This window comes from Paenarthrobacter sp. NPDC089307, assembly GCF_040685055.1.
Classification (GTDB): domain Bacteria; phylum Actinomycetota; class Actinomycetes; order Actinomycetales; family Micrococcaceae; genus Arthrobacter.
The window spans coordinates 206,597-227,447 of the sequence record NZ_JBFBHE010000004.1; the positions used below are offsets into that span (position 1 = coordinate 206,597).

16 protein-coding genes are annotated in these 20,851 nt (G+C 64.3%); 11 read left to right on the top strand and 5 right to left on the bottom strand.

What is annotated here, in order from left to right; translation table 11 throughout:
• Positions 1 to 31: 31 nt before the first annotated feature.
• The 8 genes from hemQ (at position 32) to AB0N72_RS11355 (ending at position 8,638) form a co-directional block, all read left to right on the top strand.
• Positions 32 to 733 (top strand): hydrogen peroxide-dependent heme synthase, encoded by a 702-nt coding sequence (gene hemQ / locus AB0N72_RS11320; RefSeq protein ID WP_363930499.1) that lies wholly within the window; start codon positions 32 to 34, stop codon positions 731 to 733.
• Positions 730 to 1,953: a ferrochelatase gene (locus tag AB0N72_RS11325; protein WP_363930500.1), complete on the top strand. Its 1,224-nt coding sequence runs from the start codon at positions 730 to 732 to the stop codon at positions 1,951 to 1,953. Before hemQ ends, AB0N72_RS11325 begins: the two co-directional genes overlap by 4 nt.
• Positions 1,950 to 2,948 (top strand): hydroxymethylbilane synthase, encoded by a 999-nt coding sequence (gene hemC / locus AB0N72_RS11330; RefSeq protein WP_363930501.1) that lies wholly within the window; start codon positions 1,950 to 1,952, stop codon positions 2,946 to 2,948. Before AB0N72_RS11325 ends, hemC begins: the two co-directional genes overlap by 4 nt.
• Positions 2,935 to 3,828: a uroporphyrinogen-III synthase gene (locus AB0N72_RS11335; RefSeq protein ID WP_363930502.1), complete on the top strand. Its 894-nt coding sequence runs from the start codon at positions 2,935 to 2,937 to the stop codon at positions 3,826 to 3,828. Before hemC ends, AB0N72_RS11335 begins: the two co-directional genes overlap by 14 nt.
• Entirely contained in the window at positions 3,825 to 4,805 is a 981-nt protein-coding gene (hemB, locus tag AB0N72_RS11340; protein WP_363930503.1) for a porphobilinogen synthase, read from the top strand. Before AB0N72_RS11335 ends, hemB begins: the two co-directional genes overlap by 4 nt.
• The gene (locus AB0N72_RS11345; protein WP_363930504.1) at positions 4,805 to 5,881 is read left to right on the top strand and encodes an LLM class flavin-dependent oxidoreductase; all 1,077 of its coding nucleotides are present in this window, start codon (positions 4,805 to 4,807) and stop codon (positions 5,879 to 5,881) included. Before hemB ends, AB0N72_RS11345 begins: the two co-directional genes overlap by 1 nt.
• A gap of 57 nt (positions 5,882 to 5,938) precedes the next feature.
• Positions 5,939 to 7,252: a glutamate-1-semialdehyde 2,1-aminomutase gene (gene hemL, locus AB0N72_RS11350; protein WP_363930505.1), complete on the top strand. Its 1,314-nt coding sequence runs from the start codon at positions 5,939 to 5,941 to the stop codon at positions 7,250 to 7,252.
• Positions 7,253 to 7,396: 144 nt separating this feature from the next.
• Positions 7,397 to 8,638 (top strand): glycoside hydrolase family 3 N-terminal domain-containing protein, encoded by a 1,242-nt coding sequence (locus AB0N72_RS11355; RefSeq protein WP_363930506.1) that lies wholly within the window; start codon positions 7,397 to 7,399, stop codon positions 8,636 to 8,638.
• Between the two features lie 99 nt (positions 8,639 to 8,737).
• Here AB0N72_RS11355 and AB0N72_RS11360 read toward each other — a convergent pair whose 3' ends face one another.
• From AB0N72_RS11360 to AB0N72_RS11375, 4 genes are all read right to left on the bottom strand, one after another.
• Positions 8,738 to 9,475 (bottom strand): amino acid ABC transporter ATP-binding protein, encoded by a 738-nt coding sequence (locus AB0N72_RS11360; RefSeq protein WP_363930507.1) that lies wholly within the window; start codon positions 9,473 to 9,475, stop codon positions 8,738 to 8,740.
• Positions 9,472 to 10,236, bottom strand: a complete 765-nt coding sequence (locus AB0N72_RS11365) for an amino acid ABC transporter permease (protein ID WP_363930508.1) — start codon at positions 10,234 to 10,236, stop codon at positions 9,472 to 9,474. Before AB0N72_RS11365 ends, AB0N72_RS11360 begins: the two co-directional genes overlap by 4 nt.
• A gap of 12 nt (positions 10,237 to 10,248) precedes the next feature.
• Entirely contained in the window at positions 10,249 to 11,199 is a 951-nt protein-coding gene (locus AB0N72_RS11370; protein WP_363930509.1) for an ABC transporter substrate-binding protein, read from the bottom strand.
• A gap of 303 nt (positions 11,200 to 11,502) precedes the next feature.
• Positions 11,503 to 12,213 carry a 3'-5' exonuclease gene (locus AB0N72_RS11375; protein ID WP_363930510.1) on the bottom strand — a complete coding sequence of 237 codons (711 nt, stop codon included), beginning with the start codon at positions 12,211 to 12,213 and terminating at the stop codon, positions 11,503 to 11,505.
• Between the two features lie 67 nt (positions 12,214 to 12,280).
• Between AB0N72_RS11375 and AB0N72_RS11380 the strand changes: the two genes are divergently transcribed.
• The 3 genes from AB0N72_RS11380 to AB0N72_RS11390 are packed head-to-tail and all read left to right on the top strand — an operon-like array spanning position 12,281 to position 19,586.
• Positions 12,281 to 12,697: an MGMT family protein gene (locus AB0N72_RS11380; protein ID WP_363930511.1), complete on the top strand. Its 417-nt coding sequence runs from the start codon at positions 12,281 to 12,283 to the stop codon at positions 12,695 to 12,697.
• The gene (locus AB0N72_RS11385; protein ID WP_363930512.1) at positions 12,694 to 16,059 is read left to right on the top strand and encodes an ATP-dependent DNA helicase; all 3,366 of its coding nucleotides are present in this window, start codon (positions 12,694 to 12,696) and stop codon (positions 16,057 to 16,059) included. The genes AB0N72_RS11380 and AB0N72_RS11385 overlap by 4 nt, the downstream gene beginning before the upstream one ends.
• The gene (locus AB0N72_RS11390; protein WP_363930513.1) at positions 16,056 to 19,586 is read left to right on the top strand and encodes an ATP-dependent DNA helicase; all 3,531 of its coding nucleotides are present in this window, start codon (positions 16,056 to 16,058) and stop codon (positions 19,584 to 19,586) included. The genes AB0N72_RS11385 and AB0N72_RS11390 overlap by 4 nt, the downstream gene beginning before the upstream one ends.
• Positions 19,587 to 19,589: 3 nt before the next feature.
• Here the strand turns inward: AB0N72_RS11390 and AB0N72_RS11395 are convergent, their stop codons facing one another.
• Positions 19,590 to 20,801, bottom strand: coding sequence for a macrolide 2'-phosphotransferase (locus AB0N72_RS11395; RefSeq protein WP_363930514.1), 1,212 nt, complete (start codon positions 20,799 to 20,801; stop codon positions 19,590 to 19,592).
• Between the last annotated feature and the right edge of the window lie 50 nt (positions 20,802 to 20,851).

Sequence of the window (20,851 nt, forward strand, 5' to 3'; positions counted from 1 at the left end):
CTTAGGGGCTGGCACGGGGCAAACTTGAACCATGAGCCACACTTCTGTCGAATCTGTCACTAAAACTGCTGAAACCGAAGAGCAGTTCTTTACGCTCTGGACTGTATTCAAGCGCTCGGCCGACGTCCTGCGCAGCGGCGATGCTGCCCAGGAATTCGAAGCCTTGGTAGAAAAGCTCGCTGCGGCCGGAGTAGTCCTGCGCGGCAGCTACGACGTCTCGGCCATGCGCTCGGACGCGGACATCATGGTGTGGCTCCATGGAGCCAAGCCGGAGGACCTGCAAGCCGCGGTCCGCTCCATCCGCCGCAGCAAACTCTTCGCCGGCACCGAGATCGTCTGGTCCGCCATGGGCGTGCACCGCGAAGCCGAATTCGCCAAGAGCCACGTCCCGGCATACGCCCGCGGTGTCGAGCCCAGCACCTGGCTCTGCGTCTACCCCTTCGTCCGCTCCTACGAGTGGTACATCCTGCCGGCCGAAGAGCGTGGCGCCATGCTCCGCGAGCACGGCATGCTGGGCCGCGAATTCCCGCAGGTCATTTCCAACACGGTCTCTTCCTTCGCCCTCGGCGACTGGGAATGGATCCTCGGCTTGGAAGCCCCCGAACTTGTGGACCTTGTGGACCTCATGCGCCACTTGCGCGCCACCGATGCCCGCAACCACGTCCGCGAAGAAATCCCCTTCTATACAGGCCGCCGCGTCACCGCAGCGGAGATTGCAGAGGTCCTGGCATGAGCACGCCCGTCGTCTCCACCGCCCTCAATGAGGTCACCGAGCGTGGCCGCAAGGAACCGCAAAACTACGACGCCGTACTCCTCGCCTCGTTCGGCGGTCCCGAGGGCCAGGAGGACGTCATTCCCTTCCTGCGCAACGTGACCCGCGGCCGCGGAATCCCGGACGAACGCCTCGAAGAGGTCTCGCACCACTACCGCGCCTTCGGTGGCATCAGCCCCATCAACCAGCAGAACCGCGAATTGAAGGCCGCAATCGAGGCCGAGCTCGCCCGGCGCGGCATCGAACTGCCGGTCCTTTGGGGCAACCGCAACTGGGACCCTTACATCGCCCCGGTCCTGCAGGACGCTTACGACGCCGGCCACCGCCGCATCCTGATGCTCACCACCAGCATCTACTCCTGTTACTCCAGCTGCCGCCAGTACCGCGAGGACATCGGCGTCGCGCTGACCGAAACCGGTTTGGACGGCAAGCTCCAGGTGGACAAGATCCGCCAGTACTTCGACCACCCTGGCGTGGTCCAGCCGTTCCTTGAGGGCACTGCCGCCGGCTTGGAAGAGATCCGTGGCAAGCTCGCTGCTGCCGGGGAAGAGGATCCCGACTCCAGGATCCGGGTCCTGTTCGCCACCCACTCGATTCCCACGCGGGACGCCGAGGCCGCAGGACGCTCGGAGGACGAACCCCGCGAATTCGCCGAAGGCTCCGCCTACGCAGCACAGCACCTGGCCAATGCCAAGGCCATCATGGACGTCGTGGCGCCAAACGTTGCCTGGGACCTGGTGTACCAGTCCCGCTCCGGCGCACCCCATATTCCGTGGCTGGAGCCGGATATCAATGACCACCTCGAAGAAATCGCCCCCCAGGGCGTCCGCGGCGTGGTTATTGTTCCCCTGGGTTTTGTCAGCGACCACATGGAAGTTGCCTGGGACCTCGACACCGAAGCCCTGGAAACCTGCCAGAACCTGGATATCGCGGCAACGCGTGTTCCCACGCCAGGCACGCACGCTGCTTTCGTCTCGGGACTCGTGGACCTCATCTGCGAACGGACCGTGGAGAACAACATCGCGGACCGTCCCCATGTGACAGACCTTGGCCCCTGGTACGACATCTGCCGCCCGAACTGCTGCGAGAACTTCCGGGGCGCCAAGCCGGTGATTTCGGAAGCGGGCACCACAGTCGGCACCAGCCACGATGCCTACCCCGCTGCGGAGGCCGCCAAGTGACCGTCCGCATCGGAACCAGGGCGAGCAAGCTCGCCCTGACGCAAACCCAGCAGACAGCTGACAAGCTGGCTGCGGTGGGTGGCTTCCCCGTGGAGCTGGTGCACATCAGGACCGAGGGCGACGTCAAAACCGGGTCCCTCTCCCAGATGGGTGGCACCGGCGTCTTCGTGGCAGCGCTGCGGGATGCCTTGCTGGCCAACAACTGCGACGTTGCCGTGCACTCCCTCAAGGACCTGCCCACGGGAGCGGCCCTTGGACTGGCCATCGCCGCGACTCCGCAGCGTGTGGATGTCCGGGATGTGCTTTGTGCCCGCGATGGCATGACGCTGGCTGAATTGCCCGGCGGAGCGAAGGTCGGAACAGGCTCACCGCGCCGGGCAGCGCAACTGCGCGCAGCCCGCCCGGACATTGAGGTCCTGGATATCCGTGGCAACGTCGATACCCGCCTTGGACGCGTACCCGGCCTTCCCGGAAATGCCACGGACGAGGTCGTTGCCGGCAAGTCGTGCGATCTCGATGCCGTGGTGCTTGCAGCTGCAGGCCTTGAACGTATCGATCGCCTGGACGCAGTCAGCGAGTTCTTCGATACCGATGTCATGTTGCCGGCGCCCGGACAGGGGGCGCTGGCCATCGAATGCCGTACCGAAGACGCACCGCAGCAAGGGCTGTCCGCCGAAGGTGCTGACGGCGTGCTGGCCCAGGCGCTTGCAGCACTGAACGACGACGACACCCGCCTGGCCGTGACGGCTGAGCGCGCTGTGCTGGCGCGGCTCGAGGCCGGCTGCGCCGCGCCTGTTGGTGCCTATGCCTTCCGGAAGGGAAGCATGTTGCACCTTGAAGCCGTGGTGTGCGCAGTCGATGGCACCAAGACAGTCCGGGAGAAGAAAGCCACCGACGGTTTGACCGAAGTGGGAGCTACGCTGCTGGGCATCGAAGTTGCTGAGCTGCTGCTTGCTGCGGGCGCCGCGGAGATCGCGGACCTTGCAGCGTCCTGAGGCAGCCAACCCCCGGCAGGCGGCGCCAGGTGCACTGGCCGGCCGTCGGATCCTGATCACCAGGACCGCCGACCGCGCCCGCCCCTTGGCTGCGCTGCTCCAGGATGTGGGAGCGGAGCCTTTGGTTCTGCCCCTCATCGACTTTGAAAAGGCCGCGAACCAGGCTCCACTGGATGCGGGACTGGATAGGCTTTCTGCAGGAGACTTTGACTGGTTGGTGATCAGCAGCGTCACCACCCTCCGGGTCCTGGTGGAGAAAGCGGCCGGGCGGGGTGCAGCCATCACCGACCTTGTTCCCTCCAGCACCAAGGTGGCCGCCGTTGGCACCTCGTCCCGCCGGGCACTGGAGTCCTTTGGGCTCGCCGTTGACTTGGTGCCCGTCGACGTCCAGTCCGCCGACGGCCTGGTCGGCGCATGGGAACCTGGCCCCTCGCGGGTGTTCCTGCCCCAGGCCGACATCGCAGCCCCGGGACTGAGGGAAGGCCTGGCCGGGAAGGGAGCGGACGTCACCGCCGTTGTTGCGTACCACACGGTCGATTACCCGGCCCGGGAGGAAGCGCGCCTGAGCGCCGAGGTTCCTGCCGCCGTCGTGAATCCGGTCAACGGGACACCAGCCGTCCTCGATCCCGCCGATGCGCTGGAAGCCCTGGACGCCGGAACGGTGGACGCCGTGGTGGCGGCCTCACCCAGCGCCGCACGGCGCATTTCAAGGACTTTTCCTGCTTTGGGCAGGTGCCGTTTCGTCGCGATCGGACGTCCGACGGCGGCTGAAGCCTCCCGGCTCGGCATCACCGTGGCAGCCACTGCCCAAGAACCATCACCGGACGGCATCGTGGCCGCCCTGGAATCAGTTTTCGCCAACGAAGGGAACCCGCAATGAGCTTTCCGAACCATCGTCCCCGCCGCTTGCGCACCACTCCTGCCATGCGCAGGCTCACTGCGGAGAACAGGTTGGCGCCGGCTGACCTGATCCTCCCGGCGTTCATTCGCGAGGGGCTCACCGAACCGAGCCCGATCAGTTCCATGCCGGGGGTCGTCCAGCACACCACCGACTCCTTGAAGCGGGCAGCTGCCGAGGCTGTTGAGCTTGGTGTTGGCGGCATCATGCTGTTCGGGGTGCCCGCGGTCCGCGACGCCCAGGGCACCGCGTCCCTTGACCCCGAGGGCGTCCTGAACAAGGCCATCCGCGATGTCAAGGCCGAGGTCGGTGACGAACTGGTCATCATGGGCGATGTTTGCCTGGACGAATTCACTGACCACGGCCACTGCGGCGTACTGGATTCCGACGGCTACGTGGACAACGACGCCACCTTGGAGATCTACGCCCGGATGGCCGTGGCGCAGGCCGAAGCGGGCGCCCATGTGCTGGGACCCTCAGGCATGATGGACGGCCAGATCGCCGTCATCCGCCAAGCGCTGGAGGAATCCGGCCACAAGAACACAGCCGTCCTCGCGTACGCCGCCAAGTATGCCTCAGCGTTCTATGGTCCCTTCCGGGAGGCTGTCGATTCCCAGCTCAAGGGCGACAGGCGGACTTACCAGATGGATGCCTCCAACCGCCGCGAAGCCATCCTTGAGGTCGAGCTGGACTTGGAGGAAGGCGCGGACATGGTCATGGTCAAGCCGGCCATGAGCTACCTCGACATCCTCGCGGACGTTGCAGCCATGAGCCCGGTACCGGTCTCGGCCTACCAAATCTCAGGCGAGTACGCCATGATCGAAGCGGCTGCTGCCAACGGGTGGATCGACAGGCGTGGTGCCATTACCGAATCCGTGCTCGGGATCAAGCGGGCTGGAGCCGACACCGTCCTTACCTATTGGGCCTCCGAACTGGCAGGCTGGCTGAAGGAGTCCTGATGACGTCCGTTTCCTCCGATCCCACGGCACCGGTAGGAGCCGACCAGATCCTGCTCGGCGTGAACACTTTCGGCGATGCAGGGCTCGACGCCGATGGGAACCCGAAGGAGCATGCGCAAGTCCTGCGCGAGCTGCTGGAGGAAGCCAAGCTGGCGGACGCCGTCGGAATCCATGCGTTTGGCGTGGGGGAGCACCACCGCCGGGACTTCGCGGTCTCGGCGCCCGAGGTGTTCCTGGCTGCTGCTGCCGCCGTGACGTCCCGGATCCGGCTTGGCTCGGCCGTGACGGTCCTGAGTTCGGACGATCCCATCCGCGTCTTCCAGAGGTTCGCCACTGTTGACGCGCTGTCCAACGGTAGGGCCGAAGTAATGCTCGGGCGGGGATCGTTCATCGAATCCTTCCCCTTGTTTGGCCTGGACCTGGCAGACTACGAGGTCCTGTTCGAAGAGAAGCTGGAACTCTTCGATAAGGTGCGTGCACAAAAACCCGTGCACTGGGAAGGGCGCACCCGGCCGAACGTCAGTGGCCTCCAGGTGTACCCGAAGTTGCAGCACCACCTGCTGCCCGCCTGGATCGGCGTTGGTGGAACTCCTGAATCAGTGCTGCGCTGTGCAGAATACGGCTACCCCATCATCTTTGCCATCATCGGGGGAGAGCCCCGCCGTTTCGCGCCCTTGGTCAACCTCTACCGCGAAGCCATGGCCAAGTACGGGCACCCCATGCGCCAGATAGCCACCCATTCACCCGGTTTCATTGCCGACACGGACGAGGCTGCCCGCGAAGGCCTTTTCCCGCATTGGCTCGAACAGCGCAACAGGATCGGTGCCGAACGGGGCTGGGGCCCGGGAAACCGTGGCGAATTTGATGCCATGTGCGGGCCCGAAGGTGCCCTCTATGTTGGTTCGCCGGAGACCGTTGCGCAGAAAATTGCCCTGCTCAAGAGGAACCTCGGAGTGGACCGGTTCGACCTCAAGTACAGCAATGGAACGTTGCCCCACCAGTCCATGATGCGCTGCATCGAGCTCTACGGAACCGAGGTCGCACCACGGGTTGCCGAGCTCCTGGCGTCCGCCTGAGCCAGCGCAACCGCCGGGCGGCATTTCCCACCTGGAATCACTGAAAGAATAGGAACCATGACCTCAAACACCCCTGTGTCCGATCAGCTCTTCGACCGCGCCCGGTCCCTGATGCCCGGCGGCGTGAACTCGCCGGTGCGCGCGTTCGGCTCCGTGGGGGGCAATCCGAAATTCATGGTCTCGGCCAAGGGCGCCTACCTTACCGACGCCGACGGCAAGGAATACGTGGACCTCGTGTGTTCATGGGGTCCTGCGCTGCTGGGCCATGCACACCCGGCCGTGCTCGACGCCGTCCACGCAGCCGTCGACCGGGGCTTGTCCTTCGGTGCTTCCACGCCGGACGAGGCCAACCTCGCCGAGATCGTCAAGGAGCGCGTCTCCGCCGTCGAACGCCTGCGCATGGTGTCCACCGGCACTGAAGCGACCATGACCGCGGTTCGCCTTGCCCGCGGCTTCACCGGGCGGAACCTGATCATTAAGTTTGCCGGCTGCTACCACGGCCACTTGGACGGGCTGCTGGCCGCAGCCGGTTCCGGCGTCGCCACGCTGGCCTTGCCGGGCTCGGCAGGAGTTACGGAAGCTACCGCGGCGGAGACTTTGGTTCTGCCCTACAACGACCTCGACGCCGTCGAGGCCGCCTTCGCTGCCCACGGCAAGAACATCGCTGCCATCATTACCGAAGCGGCACCGGCCAACATGGGCGTCGTCACCCCGGGCGAGGGCTTCAACGCAGGACTGTCACGCATCACGAAGGAACACGGCGCGCTGCTGATCCTGGACGAGGTCCTCACGGGTTTCCGCACCGGCTACGCGGGCTACTGGGGCCTGACGGGCCGGCAGGAAGGCTGGGCCCCGGACCTGCTCACCTTCGGCAAGGTCATCGGCGGTGGAATGCCGACGGCGGCACTTGGCGGCCGTGCCGACGTCATGGACTATCTCGCGCCCGTCGGGCCGGTTTACCAGGCCGGCACGCTGTCCGGGAACCCTGTTGCCATGGCTGCGGGCGTCGCTACCCTGAGCAACGCGACTCCCGAGGTCTATGCCTATGTGGACGCCCGCTCGCTGGAACTCTCCGCCGCGCTCTCCTCCGCCCTCGATGCTGAAGGCGTGGATCACTCGATCCAGCGTGCGGGCAACCTGTTCTCGGTTGCTTTCGGCACCAGCGCCAACGGCGTGCACAACTACGACGACGCCCAGGGCCAGGAGAGCTTCCGCTACGCGCCGTTCTTCCACTCCATGCTCGATTCCGGCGTTTACCTTCCGCCGTCTGTTTTTGAGGCCTGGTTCCTCTCCGCTGCACATGATGACGCAGCGATGAACCGCATCATCGAGGCCCTCCCGGCTGCTGCCAAGGCGGCTGCCTCAGCCTAGGCAGCCCCATGCCCCGGGCAGCGGCGGAAGCTGCGTCCCGGGGCATGGCCGTGCCCGCTTCAGGGTAGGCTCGTAAGTGGAAACCCAACCCCAACGAATCCACGGTTTACCATGCGCAAGACCCCCACAATTGCAAGCCTCAGTATGAGCATCGCCGCCGCTGGAGCGTTCATCGCCGTGGCGTCAGGCTGTTCCGCCGGGACGGCATCCGGCGGGCCGTCCCCTGCCGAGGCAACATCGCCGGCACCGGTGGCATCGCAGCCGAGTACGCCCGAACCCACCACGTCCGCCACGCCCGCGGGTTCCGGGCCCGCCGTTTCCCCCTCCAGCGCGACTGCCCCAGCGCCCTTGCCAGCTGCAGAGCAACAGCTGGCCGCGTTGAGTCTCGAACAGCGCGTTGGGCAGCTGTTCATGGTGGCGGCGAAAGCAACGGGAGCGGAGCCCGGGACCATGGAGGCATTGAAGAAATACCATGCCGGAAATGTGTACCTCAGCGGGCGAAGCAAGGCCGGAACTACAGCAACAGCCGGGGTCGTCGCCTCCCTTACCGGGACCGTCTCGCCAGAGACGACCGGCGGCGTGCCACTCTTCGTCGCCACCGACCAGGAGGGCGGCTTCGTCCAGGTTCTCTCGGGCCCGGGATTTTCCGCGATCCCTGCTGCCCTGGTGCAGGCATCTTCCGGTGCGGTGAAACTCCGCACCGATGCCGCGACGTGGGGCAAGGAGCTTCGCAGCGTCGGCGTCAATGTCAACCTCGCTCCGGTTCTTGACACCGTCACCAGCGCAGAGTTTGCACCCTCCAACGCTCCCATCGGGCATTTCCAGCGCGAGTACGGCTTTGAGCCTGCAACAGTTTCGGAAGTGGGAAACGCCTTCGCCGATGGCATGAAGGACGCGGGGGTTGCCCCGGTCGTCAAGCATTTCCCGGGGCTGGGACGCGTTGTGCCCAACACTGATGTCACCAGCCATGTCCGGGACAACGCAACCACCCGCACGGACCCTGCCCTTGAGCCTTTCAAAGCCGCGATCAAATCCGGCACCCAGTGGGTCATGATTTCGAATGCCCTGTACGAAAAAATCGATCCAGCCAACATAGCCCCGTTTTCGCCCATGGTGATGGACACGATGTTGCGCGGCGACGCCGGTTTCAAGGGCATTGTCCTGTCTGACGACCTCTGCAGTGCTGCGCAGTTGGAGACGTGGTCAGATGCCGATCGTGCCCTGAACTTCTTCGGTGCCGGAGGAACCATGCTTGTTTGTGCCGATCCCACCAGCATTCCGGCGATGCATCAAGCAGTCGTGAAGAAAGCCCAGGCTGACCCGGCGTTCCGTGCCAAGGTGGATGCTGCGGCCCTGACGGTGCTGCGCGTCAAGAACGGTCAATAGTCCGGCCCAACGCAAAAGCCCCGCCTCCCTGGGACAGCCATTCATATGGACTGTCCGAGGAGGGCGGGGCTTTCCTGCAAGCTTGGGCTCTGTTGCTACCTAAAGAACGTCCGAGAGGAAGCCCTGGAGGCGTTCCGTCTGCGGGTTGGTGAACACCTGCTCCGGGGGACCGGACTCAACCACGACGCCGGCATCCATGAAGGTCACGATGTCGGAGACGTTGCGCGAGAAGCCCATTTCGTGGGTTACCACCACCATGGTCATGCCTCCTTGGGCCAGGTCCGTCATGAGGGCGAGCACGCCCTTGACGAGTTCCGGGTCCAGGGCCGAGGTTGCTTCGTCGAAGAACATGACCTCGGGCTTCATGGCCAGCGCGCGGGCGATGGCGACACGTTGCTGCTGTCCGCCTGAGAGGTTGGCAGGACGTGAATCTGCTTTGTGCTTCAAACCCACCAGGTCCAGCTGGGCCAGTGCCTCATCCCGTGCCTGCTCCTTGGACATGCCACGGAGTTTGCGCAGGGCCAGCGAAATGTTCTCCGCCACCGTCTTGTGCGGGAACAGGTTGAACTGCTGGAAGACCATGCCGATGCGGCGGCGAAGCTCGTCCGGATTGTCCTTCAGCACTGAACGCCCATCCAGCAGGATGTCGCCCTGGTCCGGTTCGATCAACCGGTTCATGACACGGAGCAAGGTGGACTTGCCCGAGCCGGACGGGCCGATCACGGAGGCCGTGGTGCCCTTCTCGACGTGCAGGTCGATGCCGCGCAGCACGTGGTTGCTGCCAAACGACAAATGGATGTTCTTCGCGGTGAGCGTGCCGGAAGCGAATTCACTCATGCCTGGGCTCCTTTTCCAACCACTGCTGCGGCCTCGTCCGGTTCTTTCTTCTCCGGGCGGCCGGCGCGCATGCGGGCATCAATCCAGTTCACGAAGTGCGTGAGAGGAATTGTCAGTGCCAGATAGAAGATGGCTGCTGCGACGTACGGGGACAGGTTGCCGGTGTTGGCAGCCGCGTCCTTGCCGATCTGGAAGATCTCGCGTTCTGTCGCCAAAAGGCCCAGCATGAAGACCAAGGACGATTCCTTGATCAATGCGATGAACTGGTTCACCAGCGCCGGGAGCACGCGGCGGATGCCCTGGGGTACCACCACGAGGCGCATGGACGAGCCATAGCTGAACCCGAGTGCCCGGGTAGCCTCAAGCTGGCCTTTGTCCACGCTCTGGATACCGGACCGGAAGATCTCGCCGATGTAGGCGCCGGACATCAACGACAGCGCTGCGATGGCCATGGGGTAGGGGCTGGTGGAGCCCGTGAGTTCGCGAATGATCGGGCCGAAACCGAAACCGATCACCAGGATGGTCAGCACCGGCGGGAGCCCGCGGAGAATGTCCGTGTAGACGCGGGCTACCCACCGTGCTGCTGCGTTCCGGGAAATCCCCATCAGGGCAAGCAGCATCCCGAGGGCGGTCCCAATGATGCCCGAGACTACAGCCAGGACGATCGTGTTGGGCAGGCCGACGGCGAACATCTTGGGGATGACTTGGCCCATCGCCTCCCAGTCAAAGAAGGTATCGGCTAATTGATTGAGGATATCCATGGAACGCCTTGGTTATTTGGCCGGGAGCTGGACGGCCTTGCTGCCCGGCTTCCAACCCTGGGGGGTCTGCTCTGCGGACGTCGGACGGTCCTTGTACCACTCGGCAGTGAGCTTGGCCCAGGTACCGTCGGCAATGACAGCGTCCAAGCCGGAGTTCAGGGCGTCGATCAGCGGCTGGTTGTCCTTGTTCACGGCGTAAGCGGTGAAGTTCTGGGTGTTGACGACCTTCTCGGCGATCTTGGTGTTGTCGCCTTCCTTGACCTGGCCTTCGGCCTGCTGGGACGGGGCAACCCAAGCGTCGATCTGGCCGTTCTTCACGTTGCCGTAGACCGTGTTGTAGTCAGGGAAACGTACCGGCTCGATCTTGAGCGTGTTCGTCATGTAGTCGTCCTGGACCGTGCCCTGGACGACGCCGATGCGGAGGCCTTCCTTGATGTCGGCAAAACCGGTGACCTTGGAGTCCTTCTTGGTCACTACAGCCATGTAGCCAAAGTCGTAGCCATTGGTGAAGCCAACCGTCTTGCGGCGGGCGTCCGTGGTGGAGATCGAGGAGGATCCGACGTCGAACTGCTTGTTGCCCACCTGGGAGAGCAACGCGGAGAAGTCCGTGGAAGCGAAGTCGACCTTGAGTCCCAGCTTGTCGCCGATGGCGCGCAGGAGCTCGTTGTCGTAGCCGGTGAACTTGCCGGAAGGATCGATGAAGATGTTCGGCGGGGCATCGGACAGGGTGCCTACGCGCAAGGTGCCGTCGGTGATGAGGCCCAGCTTGGACTTGTCGATCTTGTCCAGGGGAGTGACGTTGGCGGTGGTGAAGCTGTCCAGTGACTTCTGGTCGCTTCCGGCGAGGGCGTCAGTGGGTGTTCCGCTGGGCTGGGAGCTTCCTCCGCCGCATGCTGCCAGGGAAATCACCAGGGCTGCGGCCACGGGGGCAACAGACAGCCACTTAGGGGCTTTGAATTTCATGAAGAAATCACTTTCATCGGGTCACGGAGACGTTTTGCGGTGGGCGGGGAACACGGCAGCAAAACGTAGGTTGGCTGCCCTAGCAGACTTCAACCCGCCAAACTTAATTATGTCACCAGCCCGCAGGGTCCCCGTGAATCGAAGAAACGGTGGCTGACCCTCGGTTTTTCCGAACGATGTTCCACACTGGCCTCAACGGCCGCCTCACTGTTCCGTGTCCGGCTCCGGATGTGGAATCCGCGCCTGAACTCCGGGTCCATGGGAGGTTCCGGGAATCCGTGTGACTTGCGTCGCAGAGAAAACTCAGAAGCCGCCGCGGCTGGCATCCTCTGGAGGAAGCACCGGCCATTCACCCTCAATAACGGCAGTGGGCTTGCTGCGGCGCAGATACTGCTGGAAGTCAGCTGCTTGGGACGCGGCCCAGTCTACTTGCAACTGGTGCAGGGTGGAGGCCGGCATCTGGAGCTTGGGGAACTTGCCGGCCATTGCATCCAGTACCCGGAGCGTGGCGAGGGCGTCCGCGGCGGAGGTATGGGCGTTGGTCAAGTCCACCCCGTATTCCTCGCACAAAGCCGTCAGGGTCCGCTTGCCCTTGCGGTAGCGGTCCACCTGCTTGTTCATCACGTAGGGATCCAGAACAGGGAAGCGGCTCAGCTGCGGAACACCGTACCGCGCGGACTCCGCCGCCAAGACGGTGAAATCGTAACTGGCGTTGAAGGCAATAACCGGAGTTCCGGCGTCGAACAGTTCCTGGAGTACCCCCGCGACCTCGCGGGTCACTTCCGCGGCCGGCCGCCCTTCAGCCCTTGCTTTCTCAGTGGTGACTCCGTGTACCTCGCTGGCTTCCGCGGGGATCTCGACGCCCGGGTCGGCCAGCCATTCGTGCTCCGCGATGAGCTCACCATGGCCGTCCACCACGGTGATCGAGGCCGTGACGATCCGCGCTGAACGGGAATTCTTTCCCGTGGTTTCGAGGTCGAACGCGGCGCGGGCGAGGGTGTTCCAGGAGCTCATGATTTTCACGCTACCGGCCTGCACTGACGTTATTGGGTAGGACACTCCTGGCGTTAGGCTGAAACACATGCGGATGGAGTATGTGACGGCGGTCCTGGCCGTCGTGGACCTCGTTCCGCCTGGTTCGGCAGTGTCCTACGGAGACGTCGCCGAGCTCCTGGGTTCGGGTGGACCGCGGCAGGTTGGCGCCGTGATGAGCCATTACGGCAGCGGCGTTGCGTGGTGGCGGGTGCTGCGGGCAAGCGGAGAAGCGCCCGTGGGCCACGAGGCGGACGCGTTGCGGCACTATCTGGAAGAATCAACCCCGCTCCACGGTGCCTACCAGGCATTCAAGCTGACCGGCGAAGGCCGCTGGCGCGTGGACCTCGCGGTGGCCCGATGGACCCCCACGGACGCGGAATTCGACCAACTTGATGTGATCTCCGACCAGTTGGAGCGTCAACTCCATAAATTGTCGGTACCCGATGATGAAATGACTGTGTGACCGGGAATCCTGCCAAAACACGCCAAGCATCCGCAGCCCTTCGGCTGCTGCCGCCACGGCAAACCCACTACGCGGCACCCGCGCTATCGCCTGACCAACAGGCCGTGGTCTCCCTCCCGCAGGGCAGCGGGCCGATTCTCGTTCCGGGTGGTCCGGGAACCGGCAAATCCACCGTGCTCGTGGAGGCCGCTGTCCGCCGTGTCCGCGAGGACGGCCTGGACCCTGAACAGATTCTGATTCTTGCGCCGGGCCGCCATGCTGCCGCTGCCCTGCGGGACACCTTCACCGGTCGCTTGGACCGCAGCCTCAGTACGACGCCGGCCCGCACCTGGGCGTCTTACGCTTTCGATATCATTCGACGCGCCAAAGCCGAAGGCGTCCTGCCGCTCACACGGCCACCGAAGCTCCTCTCCGGCCCGGAGCAGGACCTCATCATCAAGGAGTTGCTGGAAGGCCACTCCCGCCCCGGCTTCGAATTGCCATGGCCGGAGGATCTTGCTGCGGCGCTTCCCACGCGTGGTTTTCGTCATGAGATCCGGCAGTTGTTCGACCGCATCATCGAGTCAGGTCGCACGGCCGAGGACCTGGTTGGCCTGGCCTATGAATGCGGGAGGCCGGACTGGATGGCAGCCGCTGAACTCTACAGCGAATACAGGGACGTCCTTGACCTGCGCATGCCCGAAGCCTTTGACCCCGCTGGGATCATTACCACCGCCCGGCAGATTTTCCAGGATTCCCCAGCCTTCCTGGCAGAAGAACGGCGGCGACTCCAGCTGTTCCTGGTGGACGACGCCCAGGAAGCAAACCCGGCCGTGTTTGAACTCCTGGCTGACGTGGCTGAGGGTAAAGATGTCGTGGTGACCTATTCGCCGGACACCGTCGTACAGGGGTTCCGTGGCGCCAGGCCCGATTTGGTGGCGGAGTTGCCAACCCTGCTGGGCGGTGCGGAGCAGGCAGTCTCGTTGCGTCCGCTGTCCGTGACCCATCGCCATGCCCCTGCCGTAGCCGAGGCCTGGACGAGGGTCGCGGCTCGTATTTCGCAGCGTTCCGGGGGCCAGCTGGCCCGGCAAATGGAGCAACCATTGCTATCGACCGCGGGAGAACCCGGACCCGGTAGCCAAGGGCGGGTTGAAGGACACGTCCTGCCCTCGGCCGTTCATGAAATGCGCTATATCGCCCAGCGGATTCTCGAAGCTCAGCTGCGGGAGGGCCGTGAACTGAGCGATATCGCTGTGATTGTCCGCAATGGCGGGCAGATCTCCCAGCTGCAGCGATATTTGGGCGGACAGGGAATACCGGTGCGGGTCCCAGTGGCAGATTCCGCGGTGCGCGACGAAGTCGCGGTTCGTCCCCTTCTTGAGGCCTTCGCGGTGGTGTTGGATCCAGCCAAGCTGACTCCCGAGACAGCTGTCTCGCTCCTGACGTCCCGCATCGGCGGGGCCACGGCGATCGAGCTGCGCAGACTGCGGCAATCGCTGCGGCGCGAGGAACTTCTTGGTGGTGGTGGCCGCTCCAGCGATGCCTTGTTGGTCGAAGCACTGCTGGAACCCGGAGCCTTGGCTTCACTGGGCATCGAGGGGAGTGCGGCCCGCAGGCTTGCTCGCATGCTATCGGCCGGCGCTGCAGCCGCCGCCGAGCCCGGAGCCAATGCTGAATCCGTCCTTTGGGCGTTGTGGCAAGCCGCGGGCTTGTCTTCGCGATGGGCGGAAGCGGCCATGGAAGGCGGTGCCGCCGGAGCCCGCGCCGATCGGGATCTTGACGCCATGATGGCGCTATTCCACACGGCCGAACGGTTCGTGGATCAGCTCCCAGGCTCCGGGCCCGAGCAGTTCCTCGAATACTTGTTGAACCAGGAACTTCCCATGGATACCTTGGCAGCACGCGCACAGCTTGAAGAATGCGTGGAAGTCATGACTCCGGCCAGTGCTGCCGGACGCGAGTGGCCGGTGGTAATCGTCGCCGGCCTGCAGGAAGGCGTCTGGCCGAACACCCGCCTGCGTGGCGAACTTCTGGGCAGCACGGTCTATGCCGATGCTGTGGAGCACGGCGTGGACTACGCGCTGGGGCGTGGGCCGCTCAGCCGGCTCCGCGACATCCGCTACGACGAACTGCGGAGTTTCTCCACCGCCGTTTCCCGTGCACGCGAAGTCCTGATCTGCACGGCTGTATCCTCCGAGGATGAGCAGCCCTCGGCGTTCCTGGACTACGTTGCTCCGTTGAACCAGGGGGAGTACAAACGGGGGTATACCCCTGTAGACCGTCCCATGACGCTTCGGGCCCTCGTGGCCGAGCTGAGGCAGCATGTCCAGTTGCAGGACTCTTCGGCCCAGGATGCAGGGACTACGCACGAGGCCGCCCGGATCCTGGCCAGGTTCGCCAGTACGGACCCTCCTGTTCCCGGTGCGGATCCTGACACCTGGTGGGGATTGGCACCCCAGAGTTCCATGGAACCAGTGGTACCCCCAGGCGGTACTGTCTCCGTCTCACCGTCCAAAGTGGAAGCAGTGCGCAAGTCACCGCTTGACTGGTTTGTCCAGGCAGCTGGTGGTGAGCCTGCCACCGACTTCGCCCGGAGCCTGGGCACGTTGGTGCACAGCATCGCCCAGGACCTTCCGGAGGCCTCGGGTGGAGAGTATGTAGCCGAACTCGTCCGGCGATGGCCCACCCTTGGCATGAAGGATAACTGGGAAGGAAAGCTCGACTTCCAGCGTGCAGAGCTCATGGTCCGCAAGCTGGCCCAGTATGTCCTCATCATGCGCAGCGAAGGCCGGAGCCTGCTGGCGGTCGAGCACGACTTTGAGGTCCGGCTTCCCGATGTCACCTTGGAACCCGAAGTCACCCTGGAAGATCCCGCCGCCAAGGATACGGAGGCCGGTGCCCAACAACGCCATGCCGTGCTCCGCGGCCAGGTGGACCGCCTGGAGATTGATCCGGAGGGACGGCTCGTTATCGTCGACCTCAAAACCGGCAAGCGGCAGCCCGGCAAGGCAGAGGTTGCCAACCATCCGCAGCTGGGCGCGTATCAGGCCGCCGTTCTGAAAGGCGCGTTCATTGACGCCTTGCCCGGAGCGGAAAACGCCGGTGCTGGGCCGGGCCTTGACGCGGCCACGTCGCTTCTCCCAGGTGGTGCTGTGCTGGCCCAACTTGGTACAAAGACCAAGAGCCCGGGCATCCAGCAGCAGGATCCCCTGGAGCCCGGTGATAACTGGGCTGAGGAACTGGTCAACGAGGCCGCAGGGTTGATGGCCGCGGCAACGTTCGAAGCACGGCACGATCCCGGCAAGGGGAGCCACAGCGGACATGGTTGCCGTCTTCCGGATATTTGCCCGTTGTGCGCCCGAGGAAAGCAGGTTACCGAATGAGCACCGAAGTCCTGGATGGCATAGGCAATCTGACCTCTGCTTTTGATGGCACGGCGAATCTCCCGGAGCCGCGGTTCACCCCCTCGGAACTGGCCGACATCCTGGGCGAGAAGAACCGCCCCACCCCTGAACAGTCCGCCATCATTTCTTCTTCCCTGACCCCGCGTCTTGTCATTGCCGGTGCAGGGTCCGGCAAGACAGCCACGATGGCCGACCGCGTGGTGTGGCTTGTCGCCAACGGCTGGGTCCGTCCGGAGGAAGTTCTTGGCGTGACGTTCACGCGCAAGGCCGCAGGTGAACTGGCCAGCCGGATCCGGAGCAAGCTGGCCACACTCCAACGCGTCGCTGCTGAAGACGATGGCAGCGCAGGCTTCCCGGATGGTTTGCTCGGGGCTGATGACCTTGAGCCCAGGGTCTCCACGTACCATTCCTATGCAAGCGGAATCGTCTCCGACTACGGCCTGCGGCTGGGGATCGAACGCGATGTCGTTTTGCTCGGCGGGGCGCAGTCCTGGCAGTTGGCCAGCGAGGTCGTGGAGGCTTACGACGGCGACTACGAGCACTTTACGGCCGCCAAATCCACCTTGGTCAACGGCGTTATCCAGCTGGCCGGTGAGTGCGCCGAGCATCTCCAGGATCCTGCCTCGGTGCGTGAATGGGTCTTGGAACGGGTCCAGGGCTTTGAACAGCTTCCTTATACCGCGGGAGCAAAAAAGAATCCAACGCAGGCCGCAGGGGAGCTGGCCGCCATGCTTCGGACCCGCGCCAGCGTGGCTGACATGGTGGTCCGCTACCAGGAGGCCAAGCGACAACGCGGAGTCCTGGACTTCGGGGACCTCGTAGCACTGGCAGCGAGGATCGCCCGCGACATCCCCCTGGCCGCCTCAACCGAGCGCGCCCGGTACAAAGTTGTGCTCCTGGACGAGTTCCAGGACACCTCACACGCCCAGCTGGTTCTGTTCTCCCGTCTGTTCGGACAGGGGCACGCAGTCACTGCCGTGGGCGATCCCAACCAGTCCATTTACGGATTCCGTGGCGCTTCCGCCGGGCAGCTCTTCCATTTCGTGCAGGAGTTCCCGGTTGTCCGCAAGGACGGCGGGCCGGACTCGTATTCAGTGGCTCCCACCTCGTACCTGACCACGGCCTGGCGGAACGGACGGAACATCCTCCACGCCGCCAATACCATTGCCGCACCCCTGAACAAGGCGGCTGCCAGCGGCGGAGCCCCGGGGGAGAAGGGCGAGCAGGGCCAAGTTTCCGTCCCACCGCTTGTCCCCAGCCCTGCCGCCGTGGATGGCAGCGTGGTGATCGGCCGCTTCGGTACCGATGAGGATGAAGCGGCAGCTATCGTCCGCGATGTCCGGCGCTACCAGCGAACAGTGTTTGAGGAAGAGCAAGATGGCACTCCGGTGAAACCCACCATGGCCGTTCTTTGCCGCCGAAGGGCCCAGATGGAGTGCCTTCGGCGTGAATTCGAGCTACAGGGCATCGCCTACGAGATCGTAGGGCTGGGCGGCCTGCTGGACACTCCCGAGGTTGTGGATCTGGTGGCAACACTGCGGGTCCTGGCCGATCCTGGACGCTCCGACGCAATGATGAGGTTGCTCGCAGGGGCCCGCTGGCGGATCGGGCCGGCGGACCTGATGGCTTTCAGCGACTGGTCGCGTTTCCTCGCCCGACGACGGGCCGCCCCCGACGCCCAGGGCGACGCCGTCGAAGCCAATGAGGAACCCTCGGCAGTGGTGGTCGAGAGCGACATCACCGATGCCGCCAGCCTGGTGGAAGCCCTCGACTACCTCCCCAAACCGGGCTGGACCTCCGGACACGGCAGGAGCCTGAGCGGCACCGCCTTGGACCGCCTGGGCAGCTTGGCTGCGGAGCTCCGATCCCTGAGGAGTTTCATCGGCGACGACCTCACCACGCTTCTGGGCGAAGTGGAGCGAGCCATGCTTCTGGACATTGAAGTCGCAGCAAAGCCCGGTGTCAGCATCCATCAAGCGCGACGAAACCTGGACGCCTTCCAGGATGCTGCAGCAGGCTTCCTCCAAACATCCCAGCGCATTGATCTCCTGGCGTTCCTGTCGTGGTTGGAAGCTGCGGCCTCCGAGGAAGGCGGCCTGGATATTGCGCCGGCGGAAACCAACCGTGAAGCCGTGCAGTTGCTCACCGTCCATGCCTCCAAGGGCCTGGAATGGGACGTTGTCTTTGTGCCAGGCCTCAACGCAGGTTCCTTTCCCAGCAACAGGGATTCCCGGTGGAGCACTGGTGCCGCCGCATTGCCGTGGCCGCTGCGCGGAGACCGCGCGGACCTCCCTCAGTGGGACCTTGACCAGCCCGACCAAAAGGGTTGGCTGGACGCCGAGAAGGACTTCAAATCCGAAGTCCAGCATCATGGCGAAGCGGAGGAACGCAGGTTGGCCTATGTTGCCTACACCAGGGCCAAGTTCGTTCTCTGGGCCTCCAGCGCCGCATGGAATGGATCACGCTCGGGAATTGCCGGCATGTCTGCCTTCCTCTCTGAGTTGGCGCCACTCGCTGGGGTGGGCCAGGAAAATGATGCCGGTTCTGAACCCGACGGTACTGAACCCGACGGTACTGAACCCAAGGTGCAGGCCGTGATCCACCCTGAATCAGTGGCTGAGGAATCCCTGCCTGACACGAGCCCTTTGACGGCTGCGCTGGAAGTGGCGCAGTTTCCCTATGACCCTCTCGAAGGGCCAACGGACCCACGGACCGGCGCCCGTCTCAGGCTCGCACCGGGTCGTCGCAAGGCCATGGACCAGGCCGCAGCATTGGTCCGGGCTTACATGGAGGATCCCAAGGCCGAACCTCCTTCGTCGGGGCTGAGCGGACCTGCCGCAAAATGGTCCCACGAGGCCCAGCTTCTTCTTGATCGCCAGCGCCGGCGCACGGCAATCCACGATGTCCATCTGCCCAGCCACATCTCCGCGTCACTTTTCGTGGATCTCGGTGACAACCCTGCCGCTGTTGTTTCCCAGCTCCGCAGGCCCGTTCCCCGGGAACCGGGAATCTCCGCCAGGAAGGGCACAGCGTTCCACGCCTGGGTGGAGGAGTACTTCGGAACCACGGGGATGCTGGACCTTGACGAAGCACCGGGGTCCGACTCGCACATTGACGAGGCCTACGGCCTCGATGACATGGTGGCCGCGTTCAAGCAGTCCGAGTGGGCCCAGCGCGCCCCAGCCTTTGTCGAAGTGCCCGTTGAAACCCGTATCGGGGACGTGGTTGTCCGCGGCCGGATTGACGCCGTCTTCCGCGATGCCGATGGCCGGTGGCAGCTTATTGACTGGAAAACAGGGCGGCGCCCGGCAGGAAAGCAATTGGCGGGCCGTGCCGTGCAGCTGGCCGTCTACCGGCTGGCGTGGGCTCGGCTTCAGGACGTACCCCTCGATGACGTCAGCGCGGCGTTCTACTACGTAGCCGAAGACTCAGCCGTGCGCCCGCACGACCTCGGCAGTGCCGAGGAACTTGAACAGATCGTTGCCAAGGCGCTGGAAGGCAACTGATGCCTAGGAGCGATCCGCTGCGTGAAGGGGGGTTACTGTCACCACGCTGATGGCGGCCGTGGACGTATCGTCATGATCGCTTGAGTCATCGGCTCCGGCAGCATCAGCCGAAGGTGCCTGATCCCCGGCGGCCGTTGACGCCTCCGCAGTGGACTCCGCAGGAGGGATCGCTGCCACCGAAACTGTTGGACCGGCGTCGGGAATTGGTATCACGCTGACCGCCGGCTGCCGATCCGCAGCCATTTCCGCCTGGTGTTCGGCGAGTTCCTTTGCCGCGGCCTCTGCTTCTTCATGGCGGCGCGCCTGCTCCTCGATGTCGCTGGCGAGGGCCTGAAGCATGGACTCTGCTTCCGCGGTCATGCTCTGATGTCCGGCAGCCATGGCTTTGACCAAATATTGGGCCAGGGCGAATTCGGCCAGCAGGGCAGCGCGGCGGAGCAGGTGGGCGTCCGGGGTTTCCCGGCGGGCCTGGGTGTAATGGGCCAGTACTGCTTCCACGAACGATGATTCGTTGGAGGCCACCAGCCACGCGAAATCATCGGCCGGATCGCCGATCCGCAGGTCAGTCCAACCTGTTATTGCAGTCACGGTGTCGTCCTGGACCATCAGGTTGTCTTCATGGAGATCGCCATGGACCACTGAGGTGTTGAACCGCCACAGGGCGACGTCCTCCAGGGCATGCTCCCAGCGCCGCAGGAGCGTGGCCGGAATCTTGCCGGTGGTAGCGGCCTGGTCCAGTTCGTTGAGCTTGCGCTGCCTGAATTCGTTGGCAGAGTAGCTGGGGAGATCGGCGTTGGTCACAAGACTCAGCGGAAGGTCATGGACAGCGGCCAGTGCCGCACCTATTTCCTTGGCCAATGCCTGGCTGCTGGCCGAAAGTTCTTCGATCGACAGGACCGATCCCTGCAGGTGGGCATAGACGAAAGTGGTGAGGGCGCCCTGCCGGACGGTACCGGCAATGGTGGGAACGTGGAAGGGCAATTCGGCGCGGATTGCCGGGGCGAAGGCGCGGAGCACCATGAACTCGGTTTCCAACCGGGTGCTGGCTTCGGGATGTCGCGGAGAACGGACCCGCCAGCGCTTGCCCTCCGCGTCCAGCAGCAACGCAGAATCGAAGTCGGCGTCGTCGTCGGGGGAATAGGCTGTAGCCGTCGGCGCCAAACCAGGCACCGCCGCAGTTGCTATAGCGGCCAGTTCGAGCGGTGTTCTTCTCACCTCTCCACGGTAGATTGAGTGTGGCCTGTGGCCATGATGCAGTGCGGCGA

Bases quoted from the DNA above. Each gene is read 5' to 3' on its own strand.
- hemQ (WP_363930499.1), top strand. From the start codon at position 32: ATGAGCCACACTTCTGTCGAATCTGTCACTAAAACTGCTGAAACCGAA.
- AB0N72_RS11325 (WP_363930500.1), top strand. From the start codon at position 730: ATGAGCACGCCCGTCGTCTCCACCGCCCTCAATGAGGTCACCGAGCGT.
- hemB (WP_363930503.1), top strand. From the start codon at position 3,825: ATGAGCTTTCCGAACCATCGTCCCCGCCGCTTGCGCACCACTCCTGCC.
- AB0N72_RS11345 (WP_363930504.1), top strand. From the start codon at position 4,805: ATGACGTCCGTTTCCTCCGATCCCACGGCACCGGTAGGAGCCGACCAG.
- hemL (WP_363930505.1), top strand. From the start codon at position 5,939: ATGACCTCAAACACCCCTGTGTCCGATCAGCTCTTCGACCGCGCCCGG.
- AB0N72_RS11355 (WP_363930506.1), top strand. From the start codon at position 7,397: ATGAGCATCGCCGCCGCTGGAGCGTTCATCGCCGTGGCGTCAGGCTGT.
- AB0N72_RS11360 (WP_363930507.1), bottom strand. From the start codon at position 9,475: ATGAGTGAATTCGCTTCCGGCACGCTCACCGCGAAGAACATCCATTTG.
- AB0N72_RS11365 (WP_363930508.1), bottom strand. From the start codon at position 10,236: ATGGATATCCTCAATCAATTAGCCGATACCTTCTTTGACTGGGAGGCG.
- AB0N72_RS11370 (WP_363930509.1), bottom strand. From the start codon at position 11,199: ATGAAATTCAAAGCCCCTAAGTGGCTGTCTGTTGCCCCCGTGGCCGCA.
- AB0N72_RS11375 (WP_363930510.1), bottom strand. From the start codon at position 12,213: ATGAGCTCCTGGAACACCCTCGCCCGCGCCGCGTTCGACCTCGAAACC.
- AB0N72_RS11380 (WP_363930511.1), top strand. From the start codon at position 12,281: ATGCGGATGGAGTATGTGACGGCGGTCCTGGCCGTCGTGGACCTCGTT.
- AB0N72_RS11390 (WP_363930513.1), top strand. From the start codon at position 16,056: ATGAGCACCGAAGTCCTGGATGGCATAGGCAATCTGACCTCTGCTTTT.